The organism is Aggregatibacter actinomycetemcomitans, assembly GCF_003130205.1.
Lineage (GTDB): Bacteria > Pseudomonadota > Gammaproteobacteria > Enterobacterales > Pasteurellaceae > Aggregatibacter > Aggregatibacter actinomycetemcomitans_A.
The window spans coordinates 1-13,083 of the sequence record NZ_NRDF01000022.1 but is presented as its reverse complement, the minus strand read 5'-3'; the positions used below and the strand labels follow the sequence as shown (position 1 = coordinate 13,083).

Annotated in this window: 7 protein-coding genes, 1 other RNA gene and 3 pseudogenes; 4 read left to right on the top strand and 7 right to left on the bottom strand. The window is 46.2% G+C overall.

The window, feature by feature from the left end; genetic code table 11:
• Positions 1-202: 202 nt before the first annotated feature.
• The 5 genes and pseudogenes from DK423_RS10595 to DK423_RS10575 form a co-directional block, all read right to left on the bottom strand.
• Positions 203-721: pseudogene (locus DK423_RS10595) on the bottom strand (integrase arm-type DNA-binding domain-containing protein); the annotation flags it as partial.
• A gap of 286 nt (positions 722-1,007) precedes the next feature.
• Positions 1,008-1,372: a transfer-messenger RNA gene (gene ssrA, locus DK423_RS10590) on the bottom strand.
• Positions 1,373-1,614: 242 nt separating this feature from the next.
• The gene (locus DK423_RS10585) at positions 1,615-1,845 is read right to left on the bottom strand and encodes a YnbE family lipoprotein (protein WP_005555744.1); all 231 of its coding nucleotides are present in this window, start codon (positions 1,843-1,845) and stop codon (positions 1,615-1,617) included.
• Positions 1,842-4,565, bottom strand: a pseudogene (locus DK423_RS10580) (YdbH family protein). The gene DK423_RS10585 and the pseudogene DK423_RS10580 overlap by 4 nt, the downstream one beginning before the upstream one ends.
• 104 nt (positions 4,566-4,669) lie before the next feature.
• Positions 4,670-5,287: a MarC family protein gene (locus DK423_RS10575; RefSeq protein ID WP_005548512.1), complete on the bottom strand. Its 618-nt coding sequence runs from the start codon at positions 5,285-5,287 to the stop codon at positions 4,670-4,672.
• 80 nt (positions 5,288-5,367) lie between these two features.
• Here DK423_RS10575 and DK423_RS10570 point away from each other — a divergent pair.
• The 4 genes and pseudogenes from DK423_RS10570 to DK423_RS10555 all read left to right on the top strand — a co-directional run bounded on the left by DK423_RS10570 (position 5,368) and on the right by DK423_RS10555 (position 9,488).
• Positions 5,368-7,281: pseudogene (locus DK423_RS10570) on the top strand (ABC transporter ATP-binding protein).
• Positions 7,282-7,425: 144 nt separating this feature from the next.
• The gene (gene recA / locus DK423_RS10565) at positions 7,426-8,484 is read left to right on the top strand and encodes a recombinase RecA (protein WP_005555755.1); all 1,059 of its coding nucleotides are present in this window, start codon (positions 7,426-7,428) and stop codon (positions 8,482-8,484) included.
• Positions 8,485-8,562: 78 nt separating this feature from the next.
• Positions 8,563-9,021, top strand: coding sequence for a recombination regulator RecX (gene recX, locus DK423_RS10560; RefSeq protein WP_005555757.1), 459 nt, complete (start codon positions 8,563-8,565; stop codon positions 9,019-9,021).
• Between the two features lie 77 nt (positions 9,022-9,098).
• On the top strand, positions 9,099-9,488 hold the full coding sequence (locus DK423_RS10555; protein WP_005555759.1) for a RidA family protein: 390 nt from the start codon (positions 9,099-9,101) through the stop codon (positions 9,486-9,488).
• Between the two features lie 71 nt (positions 9,489-9,559).
• Here the strand turns inward: DK423_RS10555 and tkt are convergent, their stop codons facing one another.
• Both tkt and tal read right to left on the bottom strand, forming a co-directional pair.
• Positions 9,560-11,557: a transketolase gene (gene tkt, locus DK423_RS10550; protein ID WP_061886236.1), complete on the bottom strand. Its 1,998-nt coding sequence runs from the start codon at positions 11,555-11,557 to the stop codon at positions 9,560-9,562.
• 131 nt (positions 11,558-11,688) lie between these two features.
• Positions 11,689-12,642, bottom strand: coding sequence for a transaldolase (gene tal, locus DK423_RS10545; RefSeq protein WP_005555763.1), 954 nt, complete (start codon positions 12,640-12,642; stop codon positions 11,689-11,691).
• Between the last annotated feature and the right edge of the window lie 441 nt (positions 12,643-13,083).

Here is a 13,083-nt window from a genome sequence, read left to right as displayed (position 1 = left end):
TTTTTCAAAGCGTTGCAACCGGGCGATAACGGAAGAATGGGCGGCAATATGGAAGTGTTGTGCGGCTTCACGAATGCTCCAATGTTCTTCTAAGACAAGTTTGACAATGTGATGTTTGAATTTGATTGAATAATGTTTACCCATAATAATCTGCACTTTAACTGGTTGGTTGTGATGTCCAACTTTTGGGGTGCAGATCATTTTCTAAATGCCCCTCGTCTTGATACCGCTTAAAGGCTTTTAATTCCATTGGTGCGGTAATTTGCGTGATAGGTAAATGCCCAAAGTGCGGTAAGAGATTCCGCTCAATCAGGCTTTTCACGTCTTTTTGATAATTCTCTGAAAAGTTCTTTTTGGTCTTGCGATATTCGAGCCACGCCCACGCCACGGCTTCATAGGTATTATTCAGTTCGTCTTGTTTTGTTTGCTCTTGTTGTTGGCGATATGTTGCCGGATCGATATTTTGCGCAAGCAAAGATAAATATTCCTCTCTGATTGCTCTGGCTTGTTGTAATGAAATATCAGGGTATTTACCAACGCCAATTAATGCCCTTTTTTTCGGCTGTGTGAATGGCTTGTAATAGTTAAACCGCCATAACTTAGCTCCATTGGGTTTAATCAACAGGTAAAGCCCTTTGCCATCGGATAAAGTAAATTCTTTTTGCTGCGGCTTTGCTTTGTCTATTTTCGTGCTGTTTAGTGGTGTAATTGTGCGTGCCATATCGCTTCTTTCTGAATGTTAAAACTGTTCTGAATAACTCCGACGGCAATTCAGACCTTCTAAAATTTGGATATAGCTAAAACATCGTTAAGACCATTTGCCAACAGGTTTTGAATAGTTTTAGTTATACCGGTTTTGCTATACGGCGATCAGTATAACTAAACGTATAACTAAAATTCAAGGATTTTATAGGATTGGATAGGAACGCTTAGGATATGAAAAAGCCCTTGAGGTTAATATTTTCAAGGGCTTTTAGGTTTTGTTAAGTTCGCTTTGGATTATGTTTTGGTGGAGCTGGGAGGAGTTGAACCCCCGTCCGAAATTCCTCTACCGTTAGCACTACACGTTTAGTCCGGTCTTTAAATTCACTTAATCCTGCGGACGGACACGCGATAATTAAGCTAGTTTGATTTAATTTAATGCTTCGATCCTCAAACGGTGGCTTCCACACGAGCTCGTTTTGTTTGACTCCGCTTTACCCCCGTCTTACGAGCGGAAGCTGGGGAGCGAAGGCTAAATGCAGGTTATTAAGCTGCTAAAGCGTATTGTTCGTCGTTTGCGACTATTTTTTTGCGGTTTATTTACGAGGCCTACCGCACCTCGACGTGCACTTCGGGCTTCGCTAATCCCGTCGAATCCAGAATCAGCCCCAAATTGGGTTAATGATAGCAAAATATAGCATTAAATGAAAGATAGTAAACCTACCGTATTTTTTATGCCGATAAATCATATCCTCAAACGGTAAGCAGATGAGGTCACTCTCGGGATCTTAATAGCGCATGGGATGCCGATCGTGTTAATAATCAGAAAGTGACATGTTTTCCCCTTTCCATTCTTATTGTGGCGACTTAATTTTCTGCGTAATTAGACAATTTGTGATGCGCTAATCCGTTTTATTTTTCCACCGGCGTTTTGTTCGCTTCAACTACACTATTTTCCCCAGCAGTCGCTTTGGTTTTTTCATCTATTTTGACGCTGATATTGTGATCCACAACCACGTTCATATTGATAGTGATGCCTTCTTTGGGTGTATCAAGCTGAATGGTTGGCGTGCAGCCGGCAAGCGCCAATATGGTGGTGGTCAGACAAAAAAAGTGCGGTGATTTTTTAAGATGTTTTTTCATTGTTCCAAATGTCGGTAAAGTCGATATTGCAAATTCTGTTCAAATTGCGAGCCGTAGTCAATCATATTCCACAGCTCAAACATATTTTCTTGGTGCGTGTAATTCAGGGTGATCGGGCTGCGTGTGCGCTTGGTCGGGTTGAACGCGGTCAGGCTGGAACGTAATTTCATTTGCCCGTTTGGCGCAAGATTCAAGTTGGCATGGGATTTTTCCAATTCCATTTCTTTTAATAAATCCACTAAAATGTTTTCCGTCCAGCCGCCCTTTTTTAAGCCGGTGACGATGTCGTCGTTGAGTTTAATATGCAGGTTATTTACCTGTTCAATAGTGCCGTTACAGATCAGGCATTCCTGGTGTTCGAACCAAAACGGCAAGGTGGCGTTGACCCGTCCGCGCAGGCTGATTTGATTATATTGCGCCATGTTGATGACCTGCGCCAAGTCGATATTCTTGAAACTCAAGGTTGCTATTTTTTGTTGCGGGAAACTTAAACTCGGAATTTGCAATTCACCGTCAAAGACATTTATCCTCGCATTGCTCAAGGTGAGCGGCGATTTTGCTGAATTTGGGTAGGTCCCGAACAGGTTGAACACCGCTTTATTCATTAACAGCGCACCTTTGCGGATATTGTTTGCCGACACACGAATAGGTTTGCTGCGCGAGGCTTTCAACGCCAGATCCTGATAATTTAACGGAAAATGAATATTCAGTCCTTGAATTTCGCCGTCGGGCATGGTGATTTCACCACCGTGCAGGTTGAGTTCACCGTGCAGCGCCACCCCATCGCCGTTAATCACGAAGTTGCTGGTGCCTTTGATGGTACCTTGGTGGATAATCCATTCCCATTGTTGCGGAAACAGCGATTGGAATACGTTGGCGGATTGCTCTTTCCAACCGATTTGTCCCGTCAGCGTCTGATTTTCATAACGGGCGGTAAGATCTAATGGTCCGAGCGAACCGGCTTTCAACTCACCGGCGATAGTAAAATGATTAATACTTTTGCCGTTCAGCCCAATGCCGAACACCGGCTTCATAAACCACCCGCCGTAGTCAAATTCGATCCAGTCGGCTTTTGCCTGCATCAGCCCGCGAATATGCTCTTTTTCATAATTCCAACGCAGTCGGTCTTTCAGCTCTAGTGACAGCGGCGCCATTTTTACCCCGCCGGTATATACGTTGCCGGAATGTGCCGAAAGTTGGTTCAATTCAATATAATCCGCCTGCCAAAAGCCGATGCCTTGCATGGTGATGGCGGTTTTTAGCGTCTTCCATTGTGCGCTGCCGTTAATCCTCCAATCCCACCGGTTTACCGCACGCATTTCTGCATTGCGCAGATTTTGTTGTTCATTGTGCAGCTCAAAGACGGTTTTAATGCCGGCGATGAACTCGTGCGCCTGTCCGTCTAATTTCAGATTGAGGTTCTCAAATTGCGGGGTGAAGCCTTGCAAAGTTGCCTGTAGCCGACCTTCCAGTCCATAGCGCCCGATTAACACATCGTCTAACGGCAGGCGAACATGAATTTTAGCATCCGGTTGCAGGTTATCCATTTTAAAAATTGACCCGGGACGGAATTGCAAGATCGGATCGCTGAATGTGCCGCCGATATGATAATCCAGATTGGTTTGCGCGACGGTATTGTTATAACGCAGATCGCCGCGGGTTTTCAGGTCAAAAGAGAGTTCATTCTGCTGCGCACCGCCGCCGATTTGCCCACCTTTGCCGGCAAACACGATTTCACCCTTGCCTTGTTCGCCAAAGGTTTGCAGAATGACGTCCAAATCAATATTGAATGGAAACCAGTTATCCTGCGGTTTGCGCAATGTCAAACCAAGGAAGCCCTTCACCGGCTGATAACCGTCGAAGGTCCAATAAAATGTCCCCCAGCTGACTTCCAAACTGTTTGAGGTGAGAATAAAAGGCACGTCAAGTAATGGCTCGTTGCGCACCAAATCCTGCGCATTGATTTGTCCTTTCTCGCCATCCCAAGTCCATTTGATTTCCCCTTTCGCCACAACAAACTAGGGATTTTGCCAGTTCAGCATAATCTCGCCGCGAGGTTTCAGGCGCAATAATTCATCGTTCATTTGTGCAGAGAACGTCAGGTGATAGGTTTGTTTTTCCGTGGGTTGAAAATCTGTTCTCCCCTGCCAGTGGAACAGCCCGTTTTGCGGCGTGAGGGTGGAACTGTGTTGCAAGATCAGCGCCCCATTCTTTGTGGTTTCGGTGTTAATTTGCAGCCGCTTGCCGTCATAATTTGCCACGATACTAAGGTCGGAGGTGATTAGCTGATTTAACAACGGTTGGGTGACGTTTTCGGTGTTGATCACCTTTAAGCGTTTGATTACCACCTCTGCGGTGGGTAGGGAGGAAAAAAGTGCGGTCAATTTTGGCGATGTTTTTTCATTGTCGTTGACATGCAGGCTGTTCAGGCAGATATAATCCAGTGTCGCCTGTTCTACTTCAAGGCGACGGGGAGCCCACCAATTCAATTGAATATTGTTGAGAGTCACGAGGTTGCACTGTGTTGTGCTGAAGCGTAATTGGGATAATTGTAAACCGTTCATATTAAGCGAACGCTCATTGCCGATTTGCAGCGTATAATCCGGCGCTAAAAAACGGTTGGCAAGCTGTTCCAATTGTTGAGACGTAATCCACCACGGTAGAGAACCAATCCCCGCCAAGATGAATAACAGCAACAAGAATAGCCAACGTTTTCCCATGATTACCTCATTAAAATAACGTTACTAAGACCACAGAAACGCCGAAAATTTTAAACGGAGTACCCGAAAAGTGCGGTCATAAAAAACGGTGTTTTTTGAATAGACTAACTCATTTGCGTAAAGAAATCGCGAATCCCCACCAACATATTGTTGATAGCAACCGCTGCCAGGATTAATCCCATTACCCGACTGATTACTGCCGCACCGGTGTTGCCAAGCCAGCGTTGAATGCGGTTTGCCGCGAGGAGCAAAAGGTAAGTAATCGCCAAGACGGACAACATAATTAAGGTGGTCATGGTTTGGTCGAACAGGCTGAAACGGTGGTTGTCGGTTAGCAACACAATCGCCATCATCGCCCCCGGTGAGGCGATGGACGGCACGGCTAACGGATACACCGCCAGTTCGTTTAAGTTGGAGGACAGCTTAATTTCCTGCTCCGCCTTGCCTTCACCGAAAATCATGGTGAGCGCGAACAGCAATAACACCAAACCGCCGGCGATTTGGAAGGCGGTCAACGGAATTTGCATGGCTTCTAACAGCGCTTGTCCGGCGATTAGGAAGAAAATTAATATTCCGGCGGAAATCGTCACGGCTTTTAACGCAATTTTGCGCCGATCTTCCACCGATAATCCCACCGTTTTAGTTAAATAAACGGGAATGGAACCGATGGGATCGATAACCGCCCACAGTACGACAAATTGAACGATAAGAGAATCAAACATTGGCAACCCCAAGAAAAAAGTGGAAAATAATGCGCGTATTTTTATGACTCAGTATCTTATATTAAATTCATTCTAAACCAATGCTTTTTTTCATTAATTTAACATTAAAACGTGGTTTAACCACCTTACTCGAAAATGCCAACGCCACCATCAACCCCGGACAGAAAGTCGGTTTGGTGGGAAAAAACGGTTGCGGCAAGTCTTCTCTGTTCGCCTTACTGAAAAATGAAATGAGCGCGGAAGGCGGCGAAGTGTCTTTTCCGCCGAATTGGACATTGGCATGGGTGAACCAGGAAACCCCGGCGTTGGATTGCCGCGCCATCGATTATGTGATTCGGGGCGATCGCGAATACAGCCGTTTGCAACAGGCATTAAAACAGGCGAATGCTGCCAATGACGGCAATGCTATCGCGGCGTTGCACAATCAGTTGGACGCTATTGATGCCTGGACCATTGAAGCCCGCGCCGGCGAGTTATTGCACGGATTGGGGTTCAGCCAGGCGGAACTGGAACAGCCGGTGAAGGCGTTTTCCGGCGGTTGGCGAATGCGCTTGAATTTGGCGCAGGCGCTGATTTGTCGCTCCGATTTGTTGCTATTGGACGAACCCACCAACCACTTGGATTTGGATGCGGTGATTTGGCTGGAACGCTGGTTAAAAAATATCCCGGTACTTTGATCCTGATTTCGCACGATCGCGACTTTTTGGACCCTATTGTCGGCAAAATTCTGCATATTGAGCAACAAAAGCTGAATGAATATACCGGCGATTATTCCTCTTTCGAACAGCAACGGGCGACCAAATTGGCGCAACAAAACGCCATGTATCGCCAACAACAACTGAAAATCGACCATTTACAACGCTATATCGACCGTTTCAAAGCCAAAGCTACCAAGGCAAAACAGGCGCAAAGCCGCATTAAGGCATTGGAGCGTATGGAAAAAATCGCACCGGCGTATGTGGATAATCCGTTTCATTTTGAATTTCGCGAACCGCTGTCGTTGCCCAATCCGCTGTTAATGATGGAAAACGCCTCGGCGGGCTACGGCGAGGGCGAAAGTGCGGTGGAAATTTTAAGTAAAATTTGGTGCCCGGCTCGCGTATCGGGTTGCTGGGTAAAAACGGTGCGGGGAAATCCACTTTAATCAAATTATTAGCGGGTGAAATCACGCCCACCGGCGGCACCATTCAGTTGGCAAAAGGCGTACAGTTGGGCTATTTCGCACAGCATCAATTGGATACGTTGCGTGCCGACGAAAGCGCCCTGTGGCACTTACAAAAATCGCCCCGCAGCAGACGGAACAGCAACTGCGCGATTATTTGGGCGGATTTGCGTTTCACGGTGACAAAGTGAATCAACCGGTCGCGTCCTTTTCCGGCGGCGAAAAAGCGCGTTTGGTGCTGGCGCTCATCGTGTGGCAACGCCCGAATTTACTGCTGCTGGACGAACCGACCAACCACTTGGATTTGGATATGCGTCAGGCGTTGACGGAAGCCTTGGTGGATTATCAGGGATCTTTGGTGTTGGTGTCGCACGATCGCCATTTATTGCGTAACACGGTGGACGAATTTTATTTGGTGCACGACAAACAGGTGGAAGAATTTAAAGGGGATTTGGGGGATTATCAAAAATGGCTGAATGAACAAAATGCCCAGCCGACCATCACCAAAGCACAAAATGCCCCTGCTGAAAATGAAAATTCCGCCGCCAATCGTAAGGAACAAAAACGTAAAGAAGCGGAACTGCGTCAACAGCTCGCGCCGTTACGCAAACAGGCGGCGCAGTTGGAAAATCAAATGGAAACGCTGGGCGCGCAGTTACAACAAATTGAAACGGCGCTGGCTGATCCGAATGTGTATGACGCCGAAATGAAAGCAAAATTGACCGCACTTTTGAACGATCAGGTGCAGACGAAAAAGCAACTGGAAGAGGTGGAAGCCACGTGGTTGGTGTTGCAGGAAGACATGGAAAACATCACGGCGCAAGCAGAATAGCGGGCGCTATAACGGCAAAATAATTGCGTTTTGGAAGCCATGTCACAGAATTTTTAAAAAGATCGAAATTTCACTTGATACTGTATATCGATACAGCTATTATAAGCGCGAATTTTTGATAATGATTTTCCCCGAGGTATAAAAATGGCAACTCAAGAAGAAAAGCAAAAAGCACTCGACGCGGCGTTAGGTCAAATTGAAAAACAATTTGGTAAAGGCGCCATCATGAAACTCGGCGACAGCCAAAAACTGGATATTGAAGCGATTTCCACCGGCTCCTTCGGTCTTGACCTGGCGCTAGGCATCGGAGGTTTGCCGATGGGGCGTATCGTGGAGATTTTCGGGCCGGAATCTTCAGGTAAAACCACCTTAACCCTTTCCGTGATTGCGGAAGCGCAAAAAACCGGCAAAACCTGCGCCTTTATTGATGCGGAACACGCTTTAGACCCGATTTATGCCTCCAAACTCGGCGTGGATGTGAAAGAACTTTTAGTCTCCCAGCCGGACAACGGTGAACAGGCGTTGGAAATCTGTGATGCGTTGGTGCGTTCCGGTGCGGTAGATGTGATTATCGTTGACTCCGTTGCCGCCTTAACGCCGAAAGCGGAAATTGAAGGCGACATGGGCGATTCCCACATGGGGTTACAGGCGCGTTTAATGTCTCAAGCGTTGCGTAAACTGACCAGTCAAATTAAAAACGCCAACTGTTTGGTGATTTTCATCAACCAAATTCGGATGAAAATCGGCGTGATGTTCGGTAATCCGGAAACCACTACCGGCGGTAACGCGCTGAAATTCTATGCCTCCGTGCGTTTGGATATTCGCCGCGTGGGTTCCATTAAAGAAGGCGATGAAGTTATCGGTAACGAAACCCGTGTGAAAGTGGTGAAAAACAAAGTAGCACCGCCGTTCCGCCAGGTGGATTTCCAAATTCTGTACGGCGAGGGCATTTCTAAAGAAAGCGAGCTGATTGATCTCGGCGTGAAACACAAACTTATCAGCAAAGCCGGCGCGTGGTACGCTTACCAAAATGAGAAAATCGGTCAGGGCAAAACCAATGCCATGAAGTGGTTGAAAGACAATCCTGAACAAGCCAAATTTATCGAAAGCACCTTGCGTGATGAATTGTTGGCACATCCGGAATCTGCCATCACTGCGGAAGTGGAAAACGAAGCAGGCAATGGCGAAGGCGATTTCGAATAAAATATCGTTATACATAAAAGTGCGGTCGAAAATGACCGCACTTTTTCTATCTGTTTCCTCAATGACAAGTAACACAATATGTCCTCACTTGCGCTCAACTATGTGATGAATTTACTTTCCCGCCGTGAATACAGCGAGTTTGAACTGCGTTGCAAAATGCAGGAAAAAGCCTTTTCCGAAGACGACATCGATCAGGCAATCGCCCATTGCCGGCAAAAAAACTGGCAAAGCGATGCGCGATTCACGGAAAGTTATTTGCACAGTCGTGCTCAACGGGGTTATGGCGCCAATCGCATCAGACAGGAATTGCGTCAATTGAAAGGGGTTGAAAGTGCAACCATTGAAGCGGTCATGCGTGAGTGTGAAATTGATTGGTCTGCGTTGGCGTTAACCGTGTTACGCAAAAAATTCCCCGATTACAAAGCAAAACAACCGCCGAAGATGCGGCAAAAAATCTGGCAATATATGTTGTTACACGGTTTTCATCGCGATGATTTTGCCGATTATGTGGGATCGGAACCCGATGAATTTGATTAACGCCCGCCTTAAAACTGACATTCCGTCGATTTGGGCGTAGAATGACGACGATGCAATAAACCACTTAAGGAGAAAAAATGACTAAAGTAATTCATACCGATAAAGCACCGGCAGCCATTGGTCCTTATGTACAAGCGGTTGATTTAGGCAATTTGGTGTTGACTTCCGGACAGATTCCGGTCAATCCGGCAACGGGCGACGTGCCGAAAGAGATTGTGGCGCAAGCCCGTCAGTCTTTAGAAAACGTAAAAGCTATTATTGAACAAGCCGGTTTAAAGGTCGCCGATATTGTGAAAACCACGGTGTTTGTGAAAGACTTGAATGATTTTGCTGCGGTAAACGCCGAATATGAACGTTTCTTCAAAGAAAATAATCACCCGAACTTCCCGGCGCGTTCTTGCGTAGAAGTTGCCCGCCTGCCGAAAGATGTGGGGCTGGAAATTGAGGCAATTGCGGCAAGGGCCTAATTTCATCATGAATGGATGAAACAAAAAACCACCTCATAAGAGGTGGTTTTTTATTAAAGTGCGGTCAGAAATTAGAGTATTTCTTTCGCTTTGGCGACGACGTTATCCACGGTGAAACCAAAGAGTTTGAATAATTGGTCTGCCGGTGCGGATTCGCCGAAGCTGTGCATACCGATGATTCGACCGTTGAAGCCGACATATTTGTACCAGAAGTCGGAAATTCCGGCTTCGATGGCGACGCGTTTGGTCACGGCGCCAGGCAACACGGATTCGCGATAGGCTTCGTCTTGTTTATCGAACACGTTAGTGCTCGGCATGGAAACCACGCGAACTTTTTTGCCTTCAGCGGTTAATTGTTCTGCCGATTTTACTGCCAATTCTACTTCGGAACCGGTGGCGATAAAGATCAGATCCGGCGTGCCGGCACAATCTTTTAAGACATACGCGCCGCGTGCCACATTTGCCAGTTGCTCGGCAGTGCGGTCCATTTGCGCCAAGTTTTGACGGGTAAAGATTAAGGCGCTTGGGCCATCGGTTCTTTCAATCGCCGCTTTCCACGCAATGGCGGATTCCACTTGGTCACAAGGGCGCCATGTGTTTAGATTAGGAATTAAACGCAATGCCGAAGTTTGTTCTACCGGTTGGTGGGTCGGGCCGTCTTCGCCTAAGCCAATGGAATCATGGGTGAACACAAATAATGAACGCTGCTTCATTAAGGCTGCCGTGCGAATGGCGTTGTGGGCGTATTCCATAAACATCAGGAAGGTGGCGCCGTAAGGAATGAAGCCACCATGCAAGGCGATACCGTTCATGATCCCCGCCATACCGAATTCGCGCACGCCGTAGTTGATGTAGTTACCGTCAACGTTTTGAGTGGCGCGGATAGGTTTGGAACCTGACCAAAGGGTCAAGTTGGAACTTGCCAAGTCGGCAGAACCGCCCAGTAATTCAGGTAAAATTTTGGCGTAGGCTTCAATGGCATTTTGTGAGGCTTTACGGCTTGCGATGCTTGCCGGGTTAGCTTGTAAATGTGCCACGAAAGCTTGGGATTCTTTTGCCCAGTCGGCAGGCAGTTTTTTCTCGACGCGACGGGTGAATTCAGCTGCCAGTTCAGGGTAGGCATTGGCATACGCGGCGAATTTTTCATTCCAGGCTTTTTCCCATGTTGCGCCTTTTTCTTTGGCATCCCATTGGGCATAAATGTCCGCCGGAATCTTAAACGGCGCATAATCCCAATGTAACGCTTTGCGGGTTAAAGCGATTTCTTCGTCACCTAACGGTGCGCCGTGGCTGTCATGAGAGTTGGATTTATTTGGTGAACCGAAACCGATAATGGTTTTGCAGATAATTAATGTCGGTTTGGCGGTTTCCGCTTGCGCTTGTTTGATGGCTTCGGCAATTTGTGCCGGATTGTGACCGTCAATCGCCGGAATCACTTGCCAGCCGTATGCTTCAAAGCGTTTTTGTGTATCGTCGGTGAACCAGCCGTCAACGTGTCCGTCGATAGAGATATTATTATCATCATAGAATGCGATCAATTTGCCTAAACCTAAGGTGCCCGCTAAAGAACAGGCTTCGTGGGAAATCCCTTCCATTAAACAACCGTCGCCTAAAAAGGCGTAAGTATAGTGATCAACGATGTTATGACCGTCGCGGTTAAATTGACCCGCAAGGGTTTTTTCCGCAATTGCCATCCCCACCGCATTGCTAATGCCTTGACCTAACGGACCGGTGGTGGTTTCGACGCCGGGAGTGTAGCCATATTCAGGATGCCCTGGTGTTTTGGAGTGCAGTTGACGGAATTGTTTTAAATCTTCGATGGATAAATCGTAGCCGCTGAGGTGTAATAAGCTGTAAATCAACATGGAACCATGTCCGTTGGACAGCACGAAACGGTCGCGGTTAGTCCATTGCGGATTGGTTGGACTGTGATGTAAAAAATCACGCCACAATACTTCGGCGATATCCGCCATGCCCATAGGGGCACCCGGGTGACCGGATTTCGCTTTTTGCACCGCATCCATACTTAAAAAACGAATTGCATTGGCGAGTTGTTGACGATTTGACATTATGCCTCCTGATGTGAATAAATTTTGCAAAATAGAAAATACTTATAAAAAAGTGCGGTCAGATTTCCCAGTGTTTTTAAAATGCCGAAAATTCCCACCGCACTTTTGCTCAAGACATGACTAACGAACCATTACCATTTGGAGAGTAACATTTCTTCCAATTTGCCTTGGTCAACGGCAAATTTACGAATGCCTTCCGCCAGTTTTTCTACCGCCATGGCATCGCTGTTGTGTTGCCAATAGAACTCGGCTTCGATTAACGGCTGCGGTTTGGCTTTCACTTCACCTTGGAAATCCAGTTTTCTGACAACCGCATTTGGTGTTTCGTGTAAGGTTTTCAATAGTGGCGGGGCGATGGTCAAACGGTCACAACCGGCTAATTCGATGATTTCACCGACATTACGGAAGCTGGCGCCCATAACCACGGTTTTATAGCCGTATTGTTTGTAATAATTGTAAATTTTGGTGACGGAAATCACGCCCGGATCTTCAGCCGGTGCGTATTCTTTCTTATCGGAATTGGCTTTATACCAGTCTAAAATACGACCTACGAACGGTGAAATTAAGTAAACACCGGCTTCTGCACAGGCACGGGCTTGGGCTTCGGAGAATAGTAGCGTTAGGTTACAGTTAATGCCTTCTTTTTCTAAGATTTCCGCGGCGCGAATACCTTGCCATGTGGAAGCGATTTTAATCAAAATGCGATTTTTATTAATCCCTGCCGCTTCATAAAGGGCGATAAGTTTTCTGGCTTTCGCAACAGTGGCTTCTGTGTCATAAGAAAGGCGGGCATCCACTTCGGTAGAAACGCGACCCGGCACCAATTTTAAGATTTCTAAACCGATGTTTACCGCTAATTTATCTTCCGCATCAATAAGTTGTTGCGATTTATCCTGGCTTTTCTGTTTGCCGTAAGTAATGGCTTCATCAATCAATGTGGCATATTGCGGAAGCGCTGCCGCACTCAGAATCAGAGACGGGTTAGTTGTCGCATCTTCCGGTTTGTATTGGCGGATTGCATCAATATCGCCGGTATCGGCGACCACAGAGGTAAGTTCACGAAGAGAATCTAGCTGGTTAGTCATAATTTATTCCTTATTTGATTCGTAGAAGTGGAAAAACGAGTTGATTATCAGAAAGCCATCATATCCTTGGCAAAAAACTATCGAAAATATAACTGTATTTGATACAGAAAGCAACTTAAAACTACCTTTATAAAAGCGTGTTTCACATAATGAAATTAATAGGTTTTATCTTGATATTATTAAATTAATGTTAAATATTTGTGCTTTTTAGCGCGGTTAGAACTGTATAATGCGCAAATTATTAGCAATTGAAAAAAAGTTCAATTTATTCTAAAAAAACTATTGCAAAGATTTTGTAAAAGCCTATAATACGCCGGCACAACGACGCGCCGTTGTAGTTTTTTATAGACAGCGCGTCGTTTTTTGTTCTTTAACAATCAATCAGACAAACTGTGTGGGCACTTAGAGATTCGTTTTAGATTTAGATATTTAAAAATAGGA

What these genes read in the sequence shown, in the direction of transcription:
- DK423_RS10585 (WP_005555744.1), bottom strand. Translation starts at nt 1,845, where the DNA reads ATGAAAAAACATCTTAAAAAATCACCGCACTTTTTTTGTCTGACCACC.
- DK423_RS10575 (WP_005548512.1), bottom strand. Translation starts at nt 5,287, where the DNA reads ATGTTTGATTCTCTTATCGTTCAATTTGTCGTACTGTGGGCGGTTATC.
- recA (WP_005555755.1), top strand. Translation starts at nt 7,426, where the DNA reads ATGGCAACTCAAGAAGAAAAGCAAAAAGCACTCGACGCGGCGTTAGGT.
- recX (WP_005555757.1), top strand. Translation starts at nt 8,563, where the DNA reads ATGTCCTCACTTGCGCTCAACTATGTGATGAATTTACTTTCCCGCCGT.
- DK423_RS10555 (WP_005555759.1), top strand. Translation starts at nt 9,099, where the DNA reads ATGACTAAAGTAATTCATACCGATAAAGCACCGGCAGCCATTGGTCCT.
- tkt (WP_061886236.1), bottom strand. Translation starts at nt 11,557, where the DNA reads ATGTCAAATCGTCAACAACTCGCCAATGCAATTCGTTTTTTAAGTATG.
- tal (WP_005555763.1), bottom strand. Translation starts at nt 12,642, where the DNA reads ATGACTAACCAGCTAGATTCTCTTCGTGAACTTACCTCTGTGGTCGCC.